Consider the following 22,491-nt stretch of genomic DNA (forward strand, 5'->3'; position numbering starts at 1 on the left):
CGGGGTTGTCGCAGGTTTCGGCGGTTCTGACCGCGCTGATTTACGTTGATGTGCTTTGCAATGGTTGCTTTGCGAAGGCTTCAAATATAACATGCATTCATTCTGCATCTTTGAAAGTGCAGCAAAAAAAGTAGTCGAAAGACATCGGTGCAAAGCGCGCCATCACACCATCGAAGGAGCTGCGAAATGTCGCTGCTTTCCAATCAGGATTCTCCCGGCCAGCCCACCATCCAGGACATCGCCCGCAAGCGCAATCAGCCACCGCCGCCGCCAGTGACGACCGTGCCGCTGTGGCGGCTCGGGTTCCGGCCGTTTTACCTGCTGGCCGCTGCCTTCGCGGGCGTCGCCGTGCCGCTCTGGCTGGCAACGTTTCTCGGGGTCCTGCCCGCCACCGGGGCCAGTCTTGCATGGCATGTGCATGAGATGGTGTTCGGCTTTGCCGCTGCCGTCATCGTCGGCTTCCTGTTCACCGCGGCGGGCAACTGGACCGGACGACCGACGCCGCGCGGGCGCCATTTGGCCGCGCTCGCCGCGCTCTGGCTGGCTGGCCGGGTGGCAATGCTGTTCGCCCCCGCTGGCGTGGCCGCGCTGGTCGACCTGGCTTTCCTGCCGCTGGCCGCGTGGCCGCTGTACCAGGTGCTGCAGCGCGCCGGCAACAAGCGCAATCTGTTCCTGGTTGGCTTGCTGGCGCTGCTTGCCGCACTCAATGCCAGTTTCCACGGTGCCGTGCTGGGCTGGTGGCCGCTCGATCCGGTCCATCCGCTCGAGTCCGCCATCCTGGTGCTGGTGATCATTGAATCCGTGATGGGCGGGCGGGTGATCCCGATGTTCACCGCCAATACGCTGGGTGGCGTGCAGCCCGTAGTCAACCCGCGCCGCGACCGCCTTACCGTGGCCTTGCTGGCAGCAAGCGCGCTGGCCTGGACGCTGGGCGTGCCAGGGCCTGCCACGGCCGCATTGTGCGTGGCCGCTTCAATGGCGGTGTTGCTGCGCGTGCTCGGCTTCATGCCGCACCGCACGCTACGCCATCCGCTGCTGTGGGTATTGCACCTGTCCTACGCCTGGCTGTCGATCGGACTGTTCCTGCTTGGCCTGGCGGCGCTTGGCCTGGTCAGCGACAGCGCCGGCTTCCATGCGCTGGGCATTGGCGCCACGGCGGGCCTGGTGATCGGCATGCTCACGCGCACCGCGCTGGGCCATACCGGCCGGCCCTTGCAGGCAGGCCGCGCAGAGACCGTGATGTACCTGGCACTGCATGCCGGCGCTGTGTTGCGGGTACTGGCGTCGCTGCAGGTGATGGACTACAGCGTCGGGCTGCTGGTCGCATCGGCCGCCTGCTGGAGCACCGCGTTCATCCTGTATGTTGTCGTGTACGGTCCTTACCTGGTCCGGCCAAGGCTGGATGGCAAGGATGGCTGAGCCTGCTGCGGCGTTATGTGCGCGTCAGAACAAGTGGCCGAGCTTGGTCGACTTGGTGTCGAGATAACGCTCGTTGGACGGGTTGCGGTTCACGGCATGCGCCAGCCGCTCGACCACAGTGACGCCAGCCTCCTGCATGGCTGCCAGTTTGCGCGGATTATTGGTCATCAGCCGCAGTGAGTGGACACCCAGCGCATCGAGCATCGGCCGGACGATCGAATAGTCGCGCAAGTCCGAGTCGAATCCGAGTGCGTGGTTGGCCTGTACCGTATCGGCGCCGGCATCTTGCAGCCGGTAGGCCCGCAGCTTGTTCACCAGGCCGATGCCGCGCCCCTCCTGCCGCAGGTAGAGCACGACGCCGCGCCCTTCGGCCGCGATTTTTTGCAGCGCCCACTCCAGTTGCGCACCGCAATCGCAGCGCTGGCTGAACAAGGCATCGCCGGTCAGGCATTCGGAATGGATGCGCGACAGTACCGGCAGGCCGTTGGCGACATCGCCCAGCACCAGCGCCAGGTGCTCCTTGCCGGTTTCAGCTTCGACAAAAGCGGTCAGGTCGAACGTCGCCCACGGCGTGGGCAGCTTGCAGGGCGGGATGATTTCCAGGCGGGGTTGTGGTGCCGGGCTGCTGGCCGGTGGTGGCGTCGAAGTCATGACAGATGATTCTTGGGTGGTGTGGTCAGGCGCATCAGGCCTACCAGCATAAACGAGTTGGGCGCGCAGGTCAGTTTCATCCGATGCTGCAGCGCCCGGGATAACGGCAGCGCCAATCAGGGCGCGGTCATTCATCCAGCGCAGGATAGTCGATGTAGCCGACCGGCCCCGGCTTGTAGAAGGTTTTCGGATTGGCCACATTGAGCGGCGCATTTTTCTTCAGCCGCGGCACCAGGTCCGGATTGGCGAGGAAGGCGCGTCCGAAAGAAACGGCGTCGGCGCGGCCAGTTTCCACGGCATCGATCGCCATTGCGCGGTCATAGCCATTGTTGGCGATATACGCGCCCCGGAACGCTTTGCGGGCGGCGGCAAAGTCAAATCCGGCCAGGTCGCGCGCACCGCCGGTGGAACCCTCGATGAAATGGATGAATGCAATGCCGCGCTTGTCGAGTTCGCCGACCAGGTAAGCAAACACCGGCTGCGGATCACTGTCGGTCAGGCCATTGACTGGCGCCACCGGCGACAGCCGTATGCCAACCCGGCCAGCGCCGATCTCGGCGGCCACGGCATCCACCACTTCCAGCGCGAAGCGGCAACGGTTCTGCACCGAGCCACCGTAGCGGTCGGTGCGCTGGTTGGCGCCGTCGCGCAGGAACTGGTCGACCAGATAGCCATTGGCGCCATGGATTTCGACGCCATCGAAGCCGGCGCGCATCGCATTGGCCGCCGCCCGCCGGAATTCATCGACGATGGCTGGAATCTCACCGATGTCGAGCGCACGCGGTTGCGGTGTCTGCACTTTGCCCGAATGCGTATAAGCGACCATGTCGGCCTGCACGGCGGAGGGCGCAACCGGCGCCGCACCGCCAGTGAGTTCCGGATGACTGATACGGCCGACATGCCATATCTGCGCCAGGATTCTGGAGCCGGCCTGATGCACTGCGGCGGTAATGCGCTTCCAGCCTTCGACTTGCGCCTCGGAATAAATGCCGGGCGTGGCCAGGTAGCCTTTGCCCAGCGGCGACACTTGCGTGCCCTCGCTGATGATGAGGCCGGCGTTGCTGCGTTGCCGGTAATACTCCACGTTCATCTCGCTGCCCGGGATATCGCCGGCGGCTTCATCGGCGCGGCTGCGAGTCAGTGGCGCCATCACGACCCGGTTGCAAAGTTCGATGTCGCCGATCCGGACCGGCTGGAACAGTTTCACATCGCCGGCGTTGTCGGATCCGGCCTGGGTTTGCGTCAAGGGTGCATTCATCGATCTTGTTCCTGTTGCGATTCTTGGTTCTGTTGTTTCTGTTGGCCTTTGTGCGGCGCAGATGGTCGCCCCGGCTTCGGGCGGCAGCGCTGCAGGCTCAGGCCGTTTGCCGTTCCACCCAGCGGGCAAAGGAAGCGGCAAATTTGGTCAGGAATTCGCGCGTACTGTCGGCAGTCATGTTGCCGCCGGCGTCGAACATGCCAGCCACATTGCCAAGGTAAGCCTCGGGCTGCTGCATGCACGGCACATTCAGGGACACCAGCGATTGCCGCAGGCTGTGATTGGCGCCGAAGCCACCCAGCGGTCCTGGCGAAATGCTCACCACCGCGGCCGGCTTGCCGCTCCAGACGCTTTTCCCGGGCGGCCGGGAGCCGACATCGACCGCATTCTTCAGCATTGCCGGCAGGCCGCGGTTGTATTCGGGCGTCACGAACAGCAAGCCATCGCAGGCGCGCACCTGCTCGCGCAGTACCAGCCAGGCTGGGGGCGTGGCGCCGGCATCTTCCAGGTCCTGGTTGTAGAAAGGAATCTGGTCGACTTCAACGATCACCATCTCCAGCGAATCCGGCGCGACCGACATAAGTGTCCTGGCCACTTTGCGTGAGAACGACTCCTTGCGCGCACTGCCGATCAATACAGCGATTTTCTTGCGTTCCATTGCGATCCCCTTTTACCGATTTGCCTTGAACCCCCGGTGAGACCCGCCATCCGGTCCACCGCCATGCCCACGATCCAGATCGACATTCTACCGGCGGCGCCAATGTGCCGCCTGCGCGGCGATCGGCGCGAGCCAAGCTTCCAGAACAATGTTGTCCTAGACAATTCATATGTATATAGCTTAAGCGTGCTATTATCATCGCCAAATATAGTTATTGACATAGACAAACATGACAACTACAGGCCCGCTGGGTCGCTTGATATTTTTCCGCACGGCAGAGCGGGGATCGGCGAGGCAATGAAAGTCGCCGTCATCGGGGCTGGGATCAGCGGGCTTTCTTGCGCCTGGAAACTGGAGCGCCTGTTCGCCACGCACGGCGACCATGGCTCCAGCGTGACGCTGTTCGAATCCAATAGTTACTTTGGCGGGCACAGCAACACGGTCGATGTCGGCTTCCAGACCGCGGACGGCTTTGTCTCGCACGGGGTGGACACCGGGTTCCTGGTGTTCAATCCGCAGACCTATCCGCAACTGGTGAACCTGTTCAGGGAGCTCGACGTGCCGGTGGCAACATCGGACATGTCGTTTGCAGTATCGCTTCCCCACATTGATTTGGAGTGGGCTGGCAGCAACCTTGACACGGTGTTTGCGCAGCGGGGTAACATGGTCAATCCACGCTTCCTGCGGATGTTGCGCGACATCATGCGCTTCAACCGGATCACCACGGCCCTTGCCGAATCCCATGAACTGGAGCAATTACCGCTGTCGCTGGGTGAGTTCCTCGAACATCACCGGTTTTCAGCTGAATTCCGTGACTGGTATTTCCTGCCGATGGCAGGCTGCATCTGGTCCTGCCCGACCGCGCAAATGCGCGACTTCCCGGTCAGGACGATGATCCGTTTCTGCCACAACCACGGGCTGCTGCAGGTCAGCGACCGTCCGCAGTGGAGCACGGTACGCGGCGGCTCGCGCGAGTATGTGCGGCGCATGCTGGCGCAGATAAGCGATGCGCGGCTGGATCCGGTACTGGCCGTGCGCAGGCCAGTGGATCATCCGTCTGCCGGCGTGCAGGTTCATAGCGCGAGCGGCGTTGAAATCTTCGATGAAGTGATATTCGCCTGCCACAGCGACCAGACGCTGGCGCTGCTGCAAGACTCTTCAGAGCATGAACGACGGGTACTGGGCAGTGTGCAATACCAGCAGAACCGCGCCGTGCTGCATACCGACAGCTCGCTGCTTCCGGCGCGCAAGAAGGTGTGGTCGGCCTGGAATTACACCAGCCTGCCCGCGACATCGCGCGCCGGCGAAGGCGAGTCCCCGGCGCAGGTCTGCGTACATTACCTGATCAACCGCCTGCAACCCCTGCCTGCGGCATGGGGCGAGAAAACAGTAATCGTCAGCCTGAACCCCGTCAGGGAGCCAGCGCCGGAACAGATACTGCGCGAATTCGACTATGCGCATCCTGTATTCGATGCAAAAGCGCTGGCCGCGCAGAATGAATTGCCACGTTTACAGGGACGCGGCCATGTCTGGTACTGCGGCGCATGGACCGGTTATGGTTTCCACGAAGATGGATTGCGCTCTGGCCTCAACATTGCGCAGCATGTCGCGGCATTGGCAGCGCTGGACAGGCCGCGACTGCGGCCGGCAGCGTGAGCGTGCAACCAGCCCCCTCGCCGCCCCGCTCCGGCGCGCAGGCAATGCCGCAATTATTGCCAGGGCTGGTGCGGCACACGCGCTTGCGTCCGGTCAGCCATGCCTTCCACTATCCGGTCTACCAGTTGCGACTGCCCTTGCGCACCCTGCAAGACCGGCGGTGGGGCAATGCGTTCCTGTCACACAATCGCTTCAACCTGCTGTCGTTCCACGACCGCGACCACGGGGCCGGCGCTGCGCCGCTGCTGAGCTGGATCGACGACCTGTTGCGCAGCGAAGGCATCGACGGCGCCGATGGCGAGATCTGGCTGCATACCTTCCCGCGCGTACTTGGCTACGTGTTCAACCCCGTGAGCTTCTGGTTTTGCGAATCGCGCGCGGGACAATTGCGCGCGATCGTCTGCGAAGTCAACAACACCTTCGGCGAGCGTCATTGCTACCTGCTGGCCGACCCCAAGGGTGCAGACCTGGCCTGGGGCGCGCAATTGCAAGCGCCCAAGCGCCTGTATGTGTCGCCGTTCTGCGAAGTCGCCGGCGGCTACCGCTTCCGCTTCATGCAGGCCGAACGCACCGGCGCCAAGGGCGAAACGCTGGTGCGGCATGTGGCGCGGATCGACTATGGCGACGACGGCGGCCCGCTGCTGCTGACCAGCATCGCCGGCACCGCCCGGCCAATGACAGCCGCCCGCACGCTGGCGGCGTTCTTGCGCATGCCGCTGATGACGCTGGGCATCGTTGCGCGCATCCACCTGCACGCATTGCGGCTCTACATCAAACGCTTGCCGCTGGTGCGCAAGCCGGCCGCCCCTGCTGACCCGGTATCCCGATGACACAATCCCTCCTGCCAGGAACACCCTGATGCGACTGCTACCTTGGCAGCCAATGAATGCGCCCGTCACGCACTGGTCCGGCAAACGCGTGTGGATCATCGGCGCCTCCAGCGGCATTGGCGCGGCCACCGCCAGGCTGCTGCTGCAACGCGGCGCGGTGCTGGCAGTGTCGGCGCGTTCCGCAGCCAGCTTGCGCACCCTGATGCCGGCCAGCCCGGAGGCCGCTGACGCCCTGACGATCCTGCCGCTCGACATCAACGATGCGCCGGCCGTTGCAGAAGCGGCGCAAGCGCTGCGCCGGCAATGGGGCAGCATCGACCTGATCCTGGTGACGGCCGGCATTTACCGGGCGATGCGCGCCCAGTACATCGACCTGGCAGTTGCACATGACATCATCGACACCAATATCAAGGGCCCGCTCAACGTGCTGGCGGCCACCGTGCCGCTACTGCGCGCGCAAGGCGCCGGCGCTGTGGCGCTGGTGTCGAGTGTGGCCGGCTACTCCGGGCTGCCCAAGGCGCTGGCCTATGGTCCGAGCAAGGCGGCGCTGATCAACCTGTGCGAGGGGCTGTATTACGACTTGCATCCGGCCGGTATTGGCGTACACCTGATCTCGCCCGGCTTTGTCGCCACGCCGCTGACCGCCGATAATGACTTTCAGATGCCGGCGCTGATCAGCGCAGAGCAGGCCGCAGCCGAAATCGTGGCCGGCATCGAGCGCGGCGAATTCGAAATCCATTTCCCGAAGCGCTTTTCGCGCGTGCTCAAATTGCTGCGCCTGCTTCCCTACCGGCTCTATTTCGGCGCATTGCGGCGCATTACCGGGCTCTAGCCACAGGAGTGAAGCAAATGAGCGATGGTTCGCAGGCAGTTCGGTTGCAGGCACTGGCGCATTTCTTCGAGAACATGCACGCTGTCGATGTACCGCGTCTGCGCACGCTGTATCGCGAGGACGCGTACTTCAAGGACCCGTTCAATGAAGTGCATCGCATTGAAGACATCGAACGCATTTTTGCCCGCATGTTCGAGGATCTGCTCGATCCGCGCTTCGTGATCACCGGCACCGTGCTGCAGGACAGCGAGGCTTTCCTCACCTGGAACTTCCACTTCCGCCTGCAACGCAGCCCCAGCGACGAGCAGTGCATACGCGGCTGCAGCCAGATCCATTTCGATGACGACGGCCTGGTCCAATCCCACCGCGACTACTGGGATGCCGCCGAAGAACTGTACGAAAAGCTGCCGATCATTGGCAGCTTGATGCGCTGGCTCAAGCGCCGCATCCAGGGCTGACAGGCCCCGCGATCACCTCAGCACCGGACTGCTGCTGCAGCCAGCATCCACAGACACCCGCAAGCTCAAAAGTATTTGCCTTCCCCGGCCGCCTCAGCTTATAGTAATACGTGTTAATACAAGTAAGCTGATGACAGCCCCTGCCCAAGCCCCTTTCAATCGACATTCGATTGTGCCGATCTACATCCAGATTGCAGATGCATTGCTGGAGCAGATCAATGCCGGGCTGCTGAAATCCGACGACAAGCTTCCCAGCGAGGCCGAGCTGGTCGCCCGTTACCAGGCCAGCCGGGTCACCGTGCGGCTGGCGATTCGCCACCTGGTCAGCCAGGGCGTGGTAGCGCCGCGCCAGGGCAAGGGCACCTTCGTGCTGGCGCCGGTGATCAAGTACGAACTCGGCGAGTTCAAGGGCTTCTATGAGCAGCTGCAGTTGCAGGGCCTGCAACCGGAAACCGAAATCCTGCGCATGGCGGTCGATCCGGTCCAGTTGCCGCCGGAAGCCGTTCCGCTGTCGGGCACCGGCCGGCATGTGATTGAATTCGTGCGCCGCTATCGCATCGCCACGCAAGCATTCGCCCAGGTGCATACCTGGTACGCCAGCCATTCAATACCGGACCGGGACCGGCTGGACCGCTATCCGGTGCTGGGCCTGGTGATGCGCGAATTCGGTTCCTCCATCAAGTCGGCAGAACTGGGCATCCGTGCCGTTGCCGCCGATGCCGGGCTGGCCGGTGCGCTGGAAGTCAAGCGCAATGCACCGCTGCTGCTACTACGCCGCTCGTCCATGCTCAACTCGGACCAGCTTTGCGAGTACTCCGAAATCCACATACGCGCAGAGCGCTATGAATTCCGCATGAACACGACCGGCCCCTTGTCGGTCACCTCTGCCATCCACAGTGTGCTCGAACCGGCAAGCAGCCCGGCGCGCACGCCGCACCGCAATTGAATCAACCGGCATCGACACTTGCCGCATTTAGGAGAACAAATGGAATTGAATGAAGTAGAACAAGAGATGCTGGCCGGCAAGCATGGCGAAGCCATACAGAAGGCGCTGGCCTACCAGATTGAAGTCGGCAAATTTTTCCATGCCGAGCGCTTCGTGCCGATCACCAATGCCCACATGATGGGCGACATTGAAGTCATGGGCGACGGCGGCCTGGATTTCCTTAAGCAAGCATGCGATCGCAAGACGCACTGCTCGATTCCAATCACGACCAATGCCCGCTGCATGGATTTCAACCATGTCGAAAGCCTCGGCCAGGACGCCGGCGAAGCGGTCAAGGAAAAGAAGATCATCGCCTACCTGAAGCAAATGAACGTGGTGCCTACCGACACCTGCATCAACTACCAGACCGTGTACCAGCCAACCCTGGGCGAGCACGTGGCCTGGGGCGATACCGGCACCGTGATCTATGCCAACTCGGTGTTCGGTGCGCGCAGCAATTTCGAAAGCGGCCCGGCGGCGTTTTCCGCAGCCGTCACCGGCCGCACGCCAGCCTACGGATTCCACCTCGATGAATGCCGGCGTGGCAGCTTCGTGGTGCGGGTCGATGCCAAACCGGAAGACCTGGCTGACTGGGGCGCACTCGGCAAGCTGGTGGGCGAAACGCACCAGAGCTATTACGCGGTGCCCGTCTTTACCGGCATGCACCGCAAACCGTCACCGGACGAGCTGAAACATCTGGGCGCAGCGCTGGCCAGCTATGGCTCGATGGGCATGTTCCATATGGTCGGCGTGACGCCGGAAGCGCCGACGGTGGAAGCTGCACTTGGCGGGCGCAAGCCGGATGAAGAGATGGTCGTCAGCCAGGCCATGATGGACCAGGTCTACCGCAACTACGACTTGAAGGACCGCAACGGCAACCTGGTCGTGTTCTCCGGACCGCAGCTGTCGCTGCTGGAAATGAAAGACCTGTCGGAGCGATTCAAGGGACGCAAGGTCGCACCCGGCACGCAAGTGTTCGTGACCACCTACAGCGGCGTGCGCGCATCGGCCGAAAGCATCGGCTACACCAAGGACCTGGAAGACGCCGGCGTGCAGATCCTGGAAGGCGTGTGCTTCTACATCCTGCAAAACCTGTCGCAGATGCGCATCAAGAATGGCTGGGTGAACATGGTTTCCAACTCGGCCAAGATCGTCAATATCATCGGCGCGCACCGCTTCAACACCATCCTGCGCCGCACCCAGGACTGTGTCGACATCGCCTGCACCGGGAGGATCGAATGAGCGCCCCCGTGTTTCGCGTCGACGACGCATTCGGTCCGGTGGTAGAAGGCCGCGTGCTGATTTCCACCGAAGGTTTTTCGCCGCGCTACGACCTTGACCGCTGGACCGGCCTGATCAGCAAGCCCGGCCACAAGCTCGAAGGCAAGAACATCAAGGACATGATCTGCTTTTTCCCGACCGCCAAGGGCGGCATCGCGGCGGGATGGGCCTACTACGACATCAAGCACAAGCAGATTGCACCCAAGGCGCTGATATTCGGCGTCACCAATCCGGTCATGGTGCAGGGCGCGGTGCTGGCCGACATCACCATCACGCAGGGCTGGTCGCATGATCCGTCCGAAGTATTCAGCGATGGCGACCTGGTGCGGGTCGATCCCCAGAAAAAGACTATCGAACTGCTGGAAAAGGCGGCCTGACAAGCCGTGCGGACAGGCCGACAGCGGCCTGTCCGCAAGCACGAAAAACGACAATATCAAGGAGGAGACAATGAGCAAACGTACCCTGGCAATACTGGCTGCCGGTCTGCTGTAGGCCGGCGCGGCCGTCGCTGATCCGAGCTATCCCAACCGGACCATCCGGCTGGTGGTGCCCTTCCCGCCCGGCGGCCCTACCGATATCGTCGCGCGACCGCTGGCAAAGGAATTGTCGCGGGTGCTGGGACAGACCGTCGTGGTCGACAATCGCGGCGGCGCAGGTGGCAGCATCGGCGCCGATGTCGTGTCGAAATCGGCGCCCGACGGCTACACGCTGCTGCTGGGAACCGTCGGCACGCAAGCGATCAACCCGAGCGTCTACAAATCCCTGCCCTACGATCCCCGCACGGATTTCACGGCGATTGCGCTGACCGGCTCGGCGCCGGTGGCGATCGTGGTGAACGGCAGCGGGACCTATCCCAATCTTGCCGCCCTGGTCGCAGCCGGGCGTGACAAGAGCCGTGCGCGGCCGCCGAATTACGGCAGTGCCGGCAGCGGCTCGCCAGGTCATCTGTCGCTTCAAGTCGCAGACTGGCGCTGTGCTGACCCATGTTCCGTACAAGGGGAGCGCGCCGGCGGTGCAGGATTTGATCGGCGGTCAGATCGACATGATGTTTGATCCGGTGCAGTCGGTGCTGCCGCATATCAAGGGTGGGCGGATCAAGGCGCTTGCCGTTGCGTCGCGCCAGCGTCTTGCGGTTTTGCCGGATGTGCCCACTGTGGTGGAAGCCGGTTTTCCGGACTATGAAATGACGGCGTGGTGGGGGGTGTTGGCGCCGGCCAAGTTGCCTAAGGATATTGCCGACAAGCTGTCGGCGGCAGTGCTGGAGGCGGCTAAAGGGGAATCGTTCCGGGCCCTGCGGGATCTGGGGATCGAGCCTTTGACGATGGATTCGGGGACGTTTGGGAAATTTATCCAGGCTGAGGCGGCCAAGTGGAGCAAGGTGGTCAAGGATTCCGGGGCGACGAATAATTGATTTTCTTTTATGGCGTTGTTGGGGGTTATTGGCGTCGATGTGAAGCCAATAACCCCTGAAAGGCCAAAAATTGAGCAACGCAAACACCCGCCTGATCGCCCCTTCGCGCCACACCTGACCCAGCTATGATTGCGGCGGGTTCTCGTTGCTGCTGTCGTTGCTGCTGCTGTCCTTGCCGCCAACGGCTCTTGCGCCCCGATCCGCACTGGCGGCATTCCCACCCACGCTGCCTTTGCCCGATCCGACCGCTTCCCGCGCCAGGCTGAACAATTGCGCCGGGTCGATCGGCTTGGCCAGTACGCTGGCAAACCCGCTTGTACGGATGCGCTTGATATCTTCGGGCGCGACCCTGCCGCTAACAGCGATTGCCGGCAGGCTGTAGCGTTCACGCACCTGCCGCAGCAGCTCGACGCCGTCGGTTTTCGGCATCGATATGTCCGAGACCAGCAAGTCATACGACTGTTGCGCCAGCATCGCCATTGCCTGTTCCGCGCTGTTGGCGCGATCCGCCTGCGCCCCTTCCAGCTGTAACAGCGATTGAAGGATTTCGGCGGCTTCGGCCATGTCATCGACCACCAGTACCCGCAGTCCCGACAGGCTATTGCCCTTGGGGGCGGTGTCGGCGTCCACGTCTTGTCCGCCCTGTTCGTACAAGGGCAGCCAGACCGAAAATTTTGCGCCGCGGTTATGCCCTGCCGAGCTGGCACGGACCCGGCCGCCGTGCAACTGGACCAACTGCCGCACCAGTGCCAATCCGATCCCCAGTCCGCCGCTTGCGCGCGCCCCATGGGAATTTCCCTGCGCGAACATGTCGAACACATGCGGCAGCACCTCGGCATCGATGCCGCGGCCGGTGTCGATCACGTCGATGCGCGCTTCATCGCCGTCGCGCCCGATTTCGACTTGCACACGCCCGTTGGGGGGCGTGAATTTGACCGCATTCGTGATCAGGTTCATCAGCACCTGCTCGATCCGGACCCGATCGGCGCAGACCATGACCACCGGCGCCCGCCGCTGTAGTGACAGTGTCAGGTTGGCAGTCGCCGGATCGGCGCGCATGGCCTCCACCGTGGCGTCTGCAATGGATCCCAGCTCCATCGGCTTGACCGACATCGCCAGCTTGCCGTGCCGCAAGCGGGACAGATCCATCAGGTCTTCAATCAGCTTGGCCTGGTTGAGCACGGCGCTGCGGATCCGGTCCAGCGATTGCGTGGCGCGCGCTGACCAGCGGGCTTCAGGCAGCCGGGCCAGCAGTTCGGCGTTGATGTTGATCAGGTTCAGCGGATGGCGCAATTCATGCGCCAGAACGGCCAGGAATTCGTTGCGCATGTCGGCCTGCTGGCGGCCGGCCTTTTCGGCACCCAATTCGGCACTGAGCTGCGACTCCCAGCGGATACGGTCGGTCTGGTCGCGCGAAATCTTGGCAAACCCCAGGAATTCGCCGGCATTGACGATCGGCGTCACCACGCCGTTGCAAAAGAAACGGCGCCCATCCTTGCTGACATACCAACGCTCGTCCTCGACCCGACCATCGTCGCGCGCGCGCTGGCGTTCTCCGCCAGGAATGCCGGCTGCACGGTCCTCCGGCAGGAACAATACGTCGGCGCTGTGCCCCATCATTTCCTGCTCGGTATAGCCGAACACCCGCTGCGCACCCTGGTTCCAGCTGGTCACCATGCCGTCGGCATCGGTGGTCATGATCGCATAGTCCTTGGTGCTCTCGGCGACCAGCTTGATGCGCTCTTCGCCGGCGCGCACGTCATCCTCTGCCTTGTGGCGGCGGGTAATGTCGAAGAACGTCAGCACCGCACCATCGATCCTGTCTTCGGTGGTCCGGTACGGCAGCAGGCGCGCGATATAGTAGCGGCCGTCGTTGCTGCTTACCTCGCGTTCGACCGAATGCAAGGTATTGAAGGTACCGGCGATATCGCTATTGAGCTCCGGATAATCGAGACGATGCGTCAGATCCAGTATCGAGCGCCCGATGTCGGTGGGAATGATGCTGAAAATGTCCGCCGCACGCGGCGTATAGCGCTTGATGCGCATGCCGGCGTCGACGAACAAGGTCGCAATGTCGGTCGATGCGATCAGGTTGTTGAGGTCGTCGTTGACCTTGCCGGCCTCTTCGACCTTCATCTTCAGTTCGTAATTGACGGTCACCAGTTCTTCGTTGACCGACTGCAGCTCTTCCTTGCTGGTCTCCAGTTCTTCGGTGGCCGAGCGCAATTCTTCATTGATCGCCTGCAGCTCTTCATTGGAAGCGCGCAATTCCTCGGTCGAAACTTCCGATTGCTCGATTGTTTCCTGCAACTGCTCCTTGGTGCGCTGCAGCTCCTCCTCCAGTTCGCCCAGCACGGCGTCCTTCTTCAGCAGGCCGTCCGGATCGGGGCGCATGGTCTGCTCGACTTCATCGAACATGACCAGCACCAGATCGGCATCGGCGGCGTCGTCATGGAACGGACGCAGGATCATGTTGATGTAGAAGCGGCCACCGTCACGCTCCAGCTCCACCCGGCGCGCTTCGACGCTGCGGCGCGTCTTTTGCGCCTGGTGCATTGCTGTGCGCAACTCCAGCCGCAGCTCCGGCAACACCAGCGACACGACACTGCTCGACGGCTCGCCCGCCACATGCCGCAAGAAGCGGCCGACACGGTCGGACATGTGGACGATGTCGGATTCAGCATTGACAATCACGCTCGGCGGCGCGAACTGGGCCAGCACCCGCTGATGCACCTCGGCAAACGAAAACTGGCGGCGCGTGCGCGGCGCTTCCTCCGCGACTTCCGACAAGCGGGCCGGTATGCGCAAACCCATCGGTGGCGCAAAGCGGGCTGGCCGCGATGCGGGCTTGGCGCGGTATATCCTGGCTTTCTTGTTGACCGGCTCGAAGAAACTACTGATCCCGTCTGCCGATTCAGAGCTGCCCAGGAACAGGTAGCCCCCCGGGTTCAGCGCGAAATGAAACATTTCCAGCACATGCGACTGCACATCGCGGTTCAGGTAGATCAGCAGGTTGCGGCAGGAAATCAGGTCAACCTTGGAGAACGGCGGATCGCGCAGGATATTGTGGGCGGCAAACAGCACCCGATCGCGTATGCCCTTGCGGATCCGGTAGCGGTCTTGCTCCTTGTTGAAGAACTGACGCAGGCGGCCTGGCGCCACGTCGGTCAGGATCGAGCTCGGATAAATACCCGCGCGGCCCACCGCAATTGCCCGGTCATCGATATCCGAAGCAAAAATATTCACCTGGGGCGGCGCCGGCATCGCGGCACAGTGCTCGGCAAACAGCATCGCGATGGAATAGGCCTCTTCGCCTGTCGAGCAGGCCGGCACCCAGGCACGCAGCGTATCGCCGGCGTTTTTATTGCGGAACAGTACGGGCAACACCTCGCGTTCAAGCGCCTCGAACGCGTCCCGGTCCCGGAAAAAATTGGTTACGCCGATCAGCATGTCCTTGAGCAGGGCAGCGGACTCGGTTGGGTCTTTCTGCAGTACATCCCGATATGCCACCAAGGTCTGCACTGCGCGCACCTGCATGCGGCGCTCGATGCGGCGCAGCATGGTGGCGCGCTTGTAATGCCGGAAATCGTGACCGGTGCGCTCGCGCAGCAGGCCCACGACTTGCTGCAGGGCCTCCTCGCTATTGAACTGGTTTGCCGCCGGCGCTGCATGCGGCATTTCGGGGCTGGCGTCGGCCGGCAACACCAGGACCTGGGCGTTGTGCCAGATTTCCTGCAATTTCCGGGGAATCTCCGTCACCGGCAAAACAAAGTCGACAGTGCCAGTGTCAATTGCCGCCCGCGGCATTTCATCGTGCTCGGCATCTTCCGGATCCTGCGCGATGATGATCCCGCCTTGCTCCTTGATCCAGGGCACGCCGCCGGAGCCGTCACCGCCGGTTCCCGACAGCACGACCGCCATCGCGCGTTCGCGATGCGCCTCGGCCAGGCTGCGGAAGAACAGATCCACCACAACATGGCGTCCGGGAGGTCGTTCCTGGGCATTGACCTTCAATATGTTGTCCGTCATGGTCAACTGGCGATCGGGTGCGATGACGTAGACGTGGTTTGCCTCGATCGGCACCGACTCCATCACCTGCCGGACCGGCATGCCGGTAACACGCTGCAAAATCGCATCCACGTTGCTTTCATGCGTTGGCGACAGATGCAGCACCACGACAAAGGCCATGCCGCTGTTGACTGGCGTGTTTTCAAAGAACTTGATCAGCGCCGACAGCCCGCCGGCGGATGCACCCAGACCCACCACCGGAAACCCCAGTGTGCTGCGTACCAGGCTGCGGTCATGCGAGGGCGCGACAACGAGAGAAGCGTGATTGTCCATATCGGCTCGAAAGGCTGGAACGGCAACAAGATCGCAAAAAATAGCGCAGACTGTAGTCTAAGGCGATGACCGCCCGACAATGAGTGTAATCCATGGCCGTGGTGAAATCTTTCGACCACCGCGCACGCAACTGTAACCGACAAGGTTCGAGTAGAATCCAAACGGCATGCCCAGCGTACCGCAAATCCGCGCTTCCCGGACACCGACTGGCTCCGTGACGGACCTGTCGGGCGACGCCATTATCGTGCTTGACGGACATTTGCATGTCCGATTCTGGAGCCGGGGCGCTGAAGGCCTGTTCATGGTGACGGCGACGGCCGCCGCCGGCAAATCCTGGGCCGAACTGGTCGCGCCGAACAAGCCGCAGCAACTGCTCGATGCACGGGATGCCACTCTCGCCGATGGCCACTGGGAAGGAGAACTGAAGTGCCACGGCGCGGATGGCCGGGCATTGCATATATACAGCCGGTGGGAACGCGAAGCAGCGGGATCCGGTGCCGCGGGAGAGCCGCTGATCCTGGTCACCATCAGCAATATGATTGCACGAAACTACAGTCCGAAGCGCTCAATCGACGTAATTTCAACACGCTGTTCTGGCACCACCCGGACGGCGTTTTTTCGCTGTCCCCGGGCGGCCGGATCACGGCGGCGAATCCGGCGCTGGCGGTGCTGACCGGCTACGGCATCGAAGCGCTGTTGACGCGCCCGGCGGTTTCGCTGGCGGCCGCGGCCGACGTGCCGGAGCTGCGGCGGGCGTTCCGCCAGGCGCTTGCCGGCGCCCCCCAGACCCGCGATCTCAACTGCCTGCGCGCCGACAGCACCCAAGTCGAAGTGCAACTGACCCTGCTGCCGCAAATCGCCGATGATCGCATCGCCGGCGTGCACGGCATCATGCGCGATGTCAGCCAGCGGCGGCGCGATGAACGCCGCATCGTCTACCTCGCCAACCACGACCCCCTGACCGGCCTGCCCAACCGCAACCTGCTGCAAGACCGCATGCAGCATGCGATCGAGCAAGCGCACCGTCACCGCACCCGGCTCGGTGTGCTGTTCATGGACCTGAACCGCTTCAAGGTGATCAACGACAGCCTGGGCCATGACAAGGGCGACCAGTTGCTGGGCGTGGTGGCCGACCGCCTGCGCAAGGCAGTGCGCGAGGCAGATACCGTGGCCCGGCTGGGCGGCGACGACTTCGGGGTGCTGATGGAAGACGTCAAGCATGCCGACCAGGTCAGGCTGTTTGCCACCGGATTGCTGGAGGCGATCTGCAAGCCGGTCGACCTCGACGGCCAGACGGTCAGCGTGTCGACCAGCATCGGCGCGGCGATGTATCCCGACGACGGCGCCGACCCCGGTGCACTGCTCAAGCATGCAGACCTTGCCATGTACGCGGCCAAGGACGCGGGCCTGGGGCAGTTCCGTTTCTATGAAGCAGAGATGAACGTCCGGGCGCTGTCCCAATTGTGGCGCGAGCATGGCCTGCGGCGGGCAATTGCGGACGGCGAGCTGGTGCTGCACTACCAGCCGCGGCTGGACCTGGCCACCAACCGCCTGGTGGCGGTCGAGGCGCTGGTGCGCTGGGAGCATCCGGAGCGCGGCCTGATCTATCCCGCCAGCTTCATCGAACTGGCAGAGGAAATCGGCATCATCGGCTCGCTTGGAGAATGGGTGCTGCAGTCGGCCTGTCGCCAGATACGGGCCTGGCGCGACCTCGGCCTGCACCCGATCAAAGTGTCAGTCAACGTCTCGCCCCTGCAGTTGTACTCGGAGGGTTTTTGCGACGTGGTCGCCAGGGCGCTGGCGCAGTCCAGCCTGGAACCCGGGACGCTGGAACTGGAAATAACCGAAAACAGCCTGATGGAAAACATCGACACCATCAGCATCGGGCTCGACGCGCTGCGCCGGCTCGGCGTCGGGATGTCGATCGATGACTTCGGCACCGGCTATTCATCGCTGAGTTACCTGAAACGGCTGCCGATCGACACCTTGAAGATCGACAAGTCGTTCATCAAGGACATTCCCGGCGACGAGGACGACGCTGCCATCGTCCGCGCCACCATTGCCATGGCGCACAGCATGCAACTGCGGGTGGTGGCCGAAGGCGTGACCACCTTCGACCAGGTCTGGATGCTGAAGGCCGAAGGCTGCGACGAAATCCAGGGCTACCTGCTATGCCAGCCACTGGCGCCGGCGGAAATGGAAAGCTATTTCAGGACCTGTGCATTGCGCGGCATACAGTACGCTTGGGCGCATTAGCCCACGGCATGCGGCTGGCGGCGACCAGTCCCCCCGGAAGGAACCGGGCGGACTGGTCGCCGCCATCTTTGCAGGCGACTCGCGCCGGCCCTGTCCTCAGGCGTGCGCCAGCGGCCGGAACATCGGCACCGCCGCGCCGTCTTCGGCCGGCACGAATACCAGCTCCACTTCCTGCCCGATGCGCAGCGCATCGAAATCGCATTCGACGATATTGCTCATGATCGTCGGCCCTTCCGCCAGCGTCACGAAAGCGATCGCATACGGATTTGGCGCGCGGCGCATCACGCTCCAGGAATAGATGGTGCCGCGTCCGCTGGACGTCTGCCACTCGGTGTCGTCGCTGTTGCAGAACGGGCAGATGGTCCTTGGATAGAAATGCGGCTGCTTGCAGCTGCGGCAAGTCTTCAACAGCAGCGAACCATTTGATGCTGCGTCCCAGAATGCAGCCGTTTCCGGATTGCGCACCGGCGCGGGTATTTTCCTGCTCATGTCATTACTCCCTTTCCAGGATCACGGTCGCCGAACCGTGGCGGGTACCCAGCGAACCGCCGGTTCCATGCGCGAGCGCCAGGTCGCAATTTTTTACCTGCACCGCAGGATGTGCTTCGCCGCGCAATTGGCGCACTGCTTCCAGCACCTTGGTCATGCCGCCGCGATTGCCGGGATGGTTGTTGCACAGGCCGCCGCCGTCGGTATTGAAAGGCAATTTGCCCACGCCCGAAATCAGGTTGCCGTCGGCAACGAACTGCCCCCCCTTTCCCTTGGCGCAAAACCCCAGGTCTTCCAGCTGCATCAGCACGGTAATGGTGAAGCTGTCGTAAATGGACGCGTACTTGATGTCCGCCGGCGTGATGCCGGCCTCGTCGAATGCGCGCTTGCCCGACTCCACGCCGGCCGAAAAAGTCAGGTCAACCTTGCCGCCCAAGTGATACTTCAGGGCCTCTGCCGCGCCGATCACCTTGATGCGCGGGCGCTTCAGTGTCCTGGCGATTTCAGGGCTGACGACCACGATCGCGCCGCCGCCATCGCTGACCACGCAGCAGTCGAGCCGATGCAACGGATCGGCCACCATCGGTGAATTGAGCACATCGTCCACCGTGACCACATCGCGCAACATGGCGTGCGGATTATGCTGTGCATGGTGTGACGCCGCCACCTTGATCCAAGCCAGCTGCTCGCTGGTGGTGCCGTATTCATGCATGTGGCGCATTGCGCACATGCCATACACATTCACGATCGCCGGACCATACGGCACTTCAAACGCACCCTCCGGGAACAGCTCGGTGCGCAGGCCCAGGCTCGGGCTGCCGCCCTCGGCGCGCGGCCGGCCGGCCAGCGTGATCAGCGCCACGCTGCATTTGCCGGCGGCAATCGCGCGCGCCGCATGGCCCACATGCAGGATGTAGGACGAGCCGCCGACGTCGGTCGACTCGACATGCCGGGGTTTCAGGCCGATGTATTCGGCCATCGACAAGGGTCCCAGACCGGGTGCGTCGCCGGCGCAAAAATAGCCGTCGACGTCATCCTTGGTCAGGCCCGCGTCCTGCAGCGCGCCGCGCGCCACTTCGGCATGCAGCTGGGCCAGTGATTTGTCATCCGCCTTGCGAGTCGGATGTTCGAAGATGCCTGCGATATAGGCGCTGCCTGGTTTTGTCATTGCGGAACTTTCGACAGAGTCAGATTCAAAGGTGCAAAATTTGCGTCATCAAGGATACGGCCGACCAGCGTGGCCGCAAACCAAAAAATCATGCCGGCATGCCGGCTCAATCGCGGCGGATGCCGGCGCGCTTGACGATGTCCGCCCAGCGCACGATTTCAGTGGCCTGGAACGCAGCCAGCGCTTCCGGCGTGGAGGTCGATACTTCGCCGCCGATATCGGCAAAGCGCGCCTTGTTGGCCGGCGTATTGAAGTGCTTGACCAGGTCCGCATTGATCTGCGTGCGGATTGCCGGCGCAATCCCGGCTGGCGCATACAACGCGTACCAGGCAAAGGCATTGAAGCCCTTGACGCCACTCTCGGCCAGCGTCGGCACATCCGGCAGGATCGGCGAACGCTGCGCCGTCGTCACGTCCAGCGCCTTGACCTTGCAGACCTTGATCAGGGGCAGGGCCGCCACGGCCTGCTCAATGATGAAATTGATCTGGCCGCCCAGCAAGTCGGTCAGCGCCGGTGCAATGCCCTTGTACGGCACATGCAGCATGTCCAGGTTTTCCAGGCTGGCCAGCATCACGCCGTTGGTGTGCTCGGTGGTGCCGTTTCCGGCTGAACCATACGACAGCTTGCCCGGGTTGGCGCGCGCATGCCGGAGGAATTCCTGCACGTTGTTGGCCGGCACGGACTGGTTCACGATCAGCACGCTGGGCATGGTCAGCAGCATCGAAATCGGGGTGAAGTCCTTCACCGTGTCGTAGCGCATGTCCTTGTGGATATGCTGGTTCACTGTCATCACGCCGATCGATCCGAGGAACAGCGTGTAAGGGTCGGCCGTCGCGCGTGCCGCCGCTTCTGCGCCAACCATGCCGCCGGCGCCGGGCCGGTTCTCGACGATAACTGTCTGGTTCCAAGCCGACTGCAAGCTTGCGGCCACTGCGCGGCCGATATTGTCGGCAGCGCCGCCGGGCGGGAACGGCACGATCAGCTTGACCGGCTTGTTGGGATAGCCGGTTGCAGCCGTCTGCGCGCTCGCCGGCGCCATCGCGGCCGCAAAAAACACTGCGGCCAACAGGTGCAGCAATTTCATCTCGTCTCCTTGTTTGCGCCCGCACCTGACCGGCCCGGGCATCGCATCGTTTGACGAGAAGTGTAACCTCGCTCGCACAGTCGTGCAACGATACCTAGCACAAACGTGCTAAAAACAAGGACGCTGCGGCGCGCTTCCAGTGGCTGCGGCTAGCCTTGCTTGCCCATCACCAGGTCAGGCAGGTAGGTGACGATCTGTGGAAAAACAGTGACCAGCGCAATGCAGACCACCAGGCAGATGAAAAAAGGAATCGAGGCCAGCGCAATCGTGTTGCTGTCCCTGCCCGTCATGTTTTGCAACACGAACAGGTTAAACCCGACCGGTGGCGTGACTTCCGCAATTTCCACCAGCAGCACGATGAAAATGCCGAACCAGACCAGGTCGAATCCCGCCTTCTGGATCATCGGCAGCACGACGGCAGCGGTGAGCACGATCATCGAGATGCCATCGAGCGCCGTGCCGAGCACCAGGTAGACCACCACCAGCACGGCAATCAGCTGGAACGATGACAGGTTCATTGCGGTCACCCATTCGGCCAGTTCGCGCGGGATGCCGGTAAACGCCATCGTCTTGGTCAGGAAGGCGGCACCTGCCAGGATCATCATGATCATGCAACTGGTGCGGGTCGCGCCCATCAGGCCCTCCCAGAAATTTTTCCAGTTCAGGCTGCGCCCCCAGGCGGCAATCGCCAGCGAGCCCAACACGCCGAAGGCGGCGCATTCGGTGGCCGTGGCCCAGCCGGCGATGATGACCCAGACAATGAAAACGATCAGCAGCGAACACGGAATCAGGTTGCCGGAATTGCGCACCTTCTGCATGAAGGGCATCGGCGGATCGGCCGCCGGCACCTTGGACGGATTCATCAGGCTCCACACCGCGATGTAGCCCGAGAAAAGACACATCAGCAGCAAACCGGGCAGGAATCCCGCCAGGAATACGCGGATCACAGAAGCGTCGGCGGCAACCGCATACACCACCATCGTGATCGACGGCGGAATCAGTATCCCCAGCGTGCCCCCGGTGGCCAGGGCGCCGAGCGCGAGCTTTTCGTCGTAGCCGCGGCGCATCAGTTCGGGCAGGGCCACCTTGGAAATCGTGGCGCAGGTCGCCGCCGACGAACCGGACACCGAGCCGAATACGCCGCAGCCCAGGATCGTGGTGTGCATCAGCCGTCCCGGCACCCGGTTCAGCCACGGCCGCAGCCCTTCGAACATCTGCTCGCTCAATTTCGTGCGGAACAGGATCTCGCCCATCCAGATGAACATCGGCAGCGCCGCCAGTTCCCAGGACGCATTCGATTCCCAGAATGCGATGAACAGGTTCATGCCCGGCTCGGTATCGACAAAGAAAACCTGGCCGATCCAGGCGGTGATGGCCAGCGTCATCGCAATCCAGATTCCGCAGGCCAGCAGCACCAGCATCAGCGCCAGCAAGATGGCGCCGACAGTCAATGTATCCATGAGTGTATTTACCTGTCAGATATCGGCGGAGAAATCGCCGCGGGCGTGGCGCTCTTCGACGGCTTGCTGGTAAGTCGGCTTGCGGCCCTGCAGTACCAGCACCAGCTCGTCGAGCACCGCCAGCAACAGCAACCAGGCGCCAATGACAAATGCCGATTGCGGAATCCACATCGGCATCGCCACCAGGCCGCCGGCGACGTCGCCGGACGCGAAGCTGTGCCAGGTGTACATGCTCGCGCGCAAGGACAGGTAGC

18 protein-coding genes and 2 pseudogenes are annotated in these 22,491 nt (G+C 62.7%); 11 read left to right on the forward strand and 9 right to left on the reverse strand.

From position 1 onward, the window contains the following. Positions 1–186: 186 nt before the first annotated feature. The gene (locus Q7T64_RS12635; protein ID WP_304796136.1) at positions 187–1,419 is read left to right on the forward strand and encodes an NnrS family protein; all 1,233 of its coding nucleotides are present in this window, start codon (positions 187–189) and stop codon (positions 1,417–1,419) included. A gap of 24 nt (positions 1,420–1,443) precedes the next feature. Here Q7T64_RS12635 and ribA read toward each other — a convergent pair whose 3' ends face one another. The 3 genes from ribA to Q7T64_RS12650 all read right to left on the reverse strand — a co-directional run bounded on the left by ribA (position 1,444) and on the right by Q7T64_RS12650 (position 3,986). Further along, on the reverse strand, positions 1,444–2,070 hold the full coding sequence (ribA, locus tag Q7T64_RS12640) for a GTP cyclohydrolase II (protein ID WP_304796137.1): 627 nt from the start codon (positions 2,068–2,070) through the stop codon (positions 1,444–1,446). A gap of 127 nt (positions 2,071–2,197) precedes the next feature. Then, on the reverse strand, positions 2,198–3,328 hold the full coding sequence (locus Q7T64_RS12645) for an alkene reductase (protein ID WP_304796138.1): 1,131 nt from the start codon (positions 3,326–3,328) through the stop codon (positions 2,198–2,200). Between the two features lie 97 nt (positions 3,329–3,425). After that, a complete protein-coding gene (locus Q7T64_RS12650) occupies positions 3,426–3,986 on the reverse strand; it encodes an NADPH-dependent FMN reductase (RefSeq protein ID WP_304796140.1) in 561 nt (186 codons plus the stop codon). 297 nt (positions 3,987–4,283) lie between these two features. On the opposite strand from Q7T64_RS12650, the gene Q7T64_RS12655 reads away from it, so the two are divergent. From Q7T64_RS12655 to Q7T64_RS12690, 8 genes and pseudogenes are all read left to right on the forward strand, one after another. Beyond that, on the forward strand, positions 4,284–5,642 hold the full coding sequence (locus tag Q7T64_RS12655) for an NAD(P)/FAD-dependent oxidoreductase (RefSeq protein WP_304796142.1): 1,359 nt from the start codon (positions 4,284–4,286) through the stop codon (positions 5,640–5,642). A gap of 44 nt (positions 5,643–5,686) precedes the next feature. Continuing rightward, positions 5,687–6,472: a DUF1365 domain-containing protein gene (locus Q7T64_RS12660; RefSeq protein ID WP_304796144.1), complete on the forward strand. Its 786-nt coding sequence runs from the start codon at positions 5,687–5,689 to the stop codon at positions 6,470–6,472. 28 nt (positions 6,473–6,500) lie between these two features. After that, on the forward strand, positions 6,501–7,304 hold the full coding sequence (locus tag Q7T64_RS12665; protein ID WP_304796147.1) for an SDR family oxidoreductase: 804 nt from the start codon (positions 6,501–6,503) through the stop codon (positions 7,302–7,304). A 17-nt stretch (positions 7,305–7,321) separates the two neighbouring features. Next, complete coding sequence (locus Q7T64_RS12670) at positions 7,322–7,762, forward strand: nuclear transport factor 2 family protein (RefSeq protein WP_304796149.1); 441 nt, start codon at positions 7,322–7,324, stop codon at positions 7,760–7,762. A 130-nt stretch (positions 7,763–7,892) separates the two neighbouring features. Next, positions 7,893–8,708, forward strand: coding sequence for a GntR family transcriptional regulator (locus Q7T64_RS12675; protein WP_304796151.1), 816 nt, complete (start codon positions 7,893–7,895; stop codon positions 8,706–8,708). Positions 8,709–8,747: 39 nt separating this feature from the next. Beyond that, positions 8,748–9,989, forward strand: coding sequence for an aconitase X catalytic domain-containing protein (locus Q7T64_RS12680; protein WP_304796153.1), 1,242 nt, complete (start codon positions 8,748–8,750; stop codon positions 9,987–9,989). Continuing rightward, entirely contained in the window at positions 9,986–10,405 is a 420-nt protein-coding gene (locus Q7T64_RS12685) for an aconitase X swivel domain-containing protein (protein WP_304796155.1), read from the forward strand. The genes Q7T64_RS12680 and Q7T64_RS12685 overlap by 4 nt, the downstream gene beginning before the upstream one ends. A gap of 253 nt (positions 10,406–10,658) precedes the next feature. After that, positions 10,659–11,439: pseudogene (locus Q7T64_RS12690) on the forward strand (tripartite tricarboxylate transporter substrate-binding protein). A 123-nt stretch (positions 11,440–11,562) separates the two neighbouring features. On the opposite strand, the gene Q7T64_RS12695 reads toward Q7T64_RS12690, so the two are convergent. Then, positions 11,563–15,780 (reverse strand): CheR family methyltransferase, encoded by a 4,218-nt coding sequence (locus Q7T64_RS12695; RefSeq protein ID WP_304796157.1) that lies wholly within the window; start codon positions 15,778–15,780, stop codon positions 11,563–11,565. A 166-nt stretch (positions 15,781–15,946) separates the two neighbouring features. Between Q7T64_RS12695 and Q7T64_RS12700 the strand changes: the two genes are divergently transcribed. Both Q7T64_RS12700 and Q7T64_RS12705 read left to right on the forward strand, forming a co-directional pair. Further along, complete coding sequence (locus tag Q7T64_RS12700; RefSeq protein ID WP_304796159.1) at positions 15,947–16,453, forward strand: PAS domain-containing protein; 507 nt, start codon at positions 15,947–15,949, stop codon at positions 16,451–16,453. Next, entirely contained in the window at positions 16,402–18,036 is a 1,635-nt protein-coding gene (locus tag Q7T64_RS12705) for a bifunctional diguanylate cyclase/phosphodiesterase (protein ID WP_304796175.1), read from the forward strand. Before Q7T64_RS12700 ends, Q7T64_RS12705 begins: the two co-directional genes overlap by 52 nt. A gap of 96 nt (positions 18,037–18,132) precedes the next feature. Here Q7T64_RS12705 and Q7T64_RS12710 read toward each other — a convergent pair whose 3' ends face one another. From Q7T64_RS12710 to Q7T64_RS12730, 5 genes and pseudogenes are all read right to left on the reverse strand, one after another. After that, a complete protein-coding gene (locus Q7T64_RS12710) occupies positions 18,133–18,525 on the reverse strand; it encodes a Zn-ribbon domain-containing OB-fold protein (RefSeq protein ID WP_304796161.1) in 393 nt (130 codons plus the stop codon). A 4-nt stretch (positions 18,526–18,529) separates the two neighbouring features. Continuing rightward, complete coding sequence (locus Q7T64_RS12715; protein WP_304796163.1) at positions 18,530–19,693, reverse strand: thiolase domain-containing protein; 1,164 nt, start codon at positions 19,691–19,693, stop codon at positions 18,530–18,532. Between the two features lie 106 nt (positions 19,694–19,799). After that, on the reverse strand, positions 19,800–20,777 hold the full coding sequence (locus tag Q7T64_RS12720; RefSeq protein ID WP_304796165.1) for a tripartite tricarboxylate transporter substrate binding protein: 978 nt from the start codon (positions 20,775–20,777) through the stop codon (positions 19,800–19,802). A 149-nt stretch (positions 20,778–20,926) separates the two neighbouring features. After that, entirely contained in the window at positions 20,927–22,237 is a 1,311-nt protein-coding gene (locus Q7T64_RS12725) for a TRAP transporter large permease (RefSeq protein WP_304796167.1), read from the reverse strand. 15 nt (positions 22,238–22,252) lie between these two features. Further along, positions 22,253–22,491 (reverse strand): annotated as a pseudogene (locus Q7T64_RS12730) (TRAP transporter small permease); the annotation flags it as partial.

Source organism: Lacisediminimonas sp. (assembly GCF_030645335.1).
GTDB lineage: Bacteria > Pseudomonadota > Gammaproteobacteria > Burkholderiales > Burkholderiaceae_D > Lacisediminimonas.

Coding starts and splice junctions, on each gene's coding strand:
- Q7T64_RS12635 (WP_304796136.1), top strand. CDS start 187: ATGTCGCTGCTTTCCAATCAGGATTCTCCCGGCCAGCCCACCATCCAG.
- ribA (WP_304796137.1), bottom strand. CDS start 2,070: ATGACTTCGACGCCACCACCGGCCAGCAGCCCGGCACCACAACCCCGC.
- Q7T64_RS12645 (WP_304796138.1), bottom strand. CDS start 3,328: ATGAATGCACCCTTGACGCAAACCCAGGCCGGATCCGACAACGCCGGC.
- Q7T64_RS12650 (WP_304796140.1), bottom strand. CDS start 3,986: ATGGAACGCAAGAAAATCGCTGTATTGATCGGCAGTGCGCGCAAGGAG.
- Q7T64_RS12655 (WP_304796142.1), top strand. CDS start 4,284: ATGAAAGTCGCCGTCATCGGGGCTGGGATCAGCGGGCTTTCTTGCGCC.
- Q7T64_RS12660 (WP_304796144.1), top strand. CDS start 5,687: ATGCCGCAATTATTGCCAGGGCTGGTGCGGCACACGCGCTTGCGTCCG.
- Q7T64_RS12665 (WP_304796147.1), top strand. CDS start 6,501: ATGCGACTGCTACCTTGGCAGCCAATGAATGCGCCCGTCACGCACTGG.
- Q7T64_RS12670 (WP_304796149.1), top strand. CDS start 7,322: ATGAGCGATGGTTCGCAGGCAGTTCGGTTGCAGGCACTGGCGCATTTC.
- Q7T64_RS12675 (WP_304796151.1), top strand. CDS start 7,893: ATGACAGCCCCTGCCCAAGCCCCTTTCAATCGACATTCGATTGTGCCG.
- Q7T64_RS12680 (WP_304796153.1), top strand. CDS start 8,748: ATGGAATTGAATGAAGTAGAACAAGAGATGCTGGCCGGCAAGCATGGC.
- Q7T64_RS12685 (WP_304796155.1), top strand. CDS start 9,986: ATGAGCGCCCCCGTGTTTCGCGTCGACGACGCATTCGGTCCGGTGGTA.
- Q7T64_RS12695 (WP_304796157.1), bottom strand. CDS start 15,780: ATGGACAATCACGCTTCTCTCGTTGTCGCGCCCTCGCATGACCGCAGC.
- Q7T64_RS12700 (WP_304796159.1), top strand. CDS start 15,947: ATGCCCAGCGTACCGCAAATCCGCGCTTCCCGGACACCGACTGGCTCC.
- Q7T64_RS12710 (WP_304796161.1), bottom strand. CDS start 18,525: ATGAGCAGGAAAATACCCGCGCCGGTGCGCAATCCGGAAACGGCTGCA.
- Q7T64_RS12715 (WP_304796163.1), bottom strand. CDS start 19,693: ATGACAAAACCAGGCAGCGCCTATATCGCAGGCATCTTCGAACATCCG.
- Q7T64_RS12720 (WP_304796165.1), bottom strand. CDS start 20,777: ATGAAATTGCTGCACCTGTTGGCCGCAGTGTTTTTTGCGGCCGCGATG.
- Q7T64_RS12725 (WP_304796167.1), bottom strand. CDS start 22,237: ATGGATACATTGACTGTCGGCGCCATCTTGCTGGCGCTGATGCTGGTG.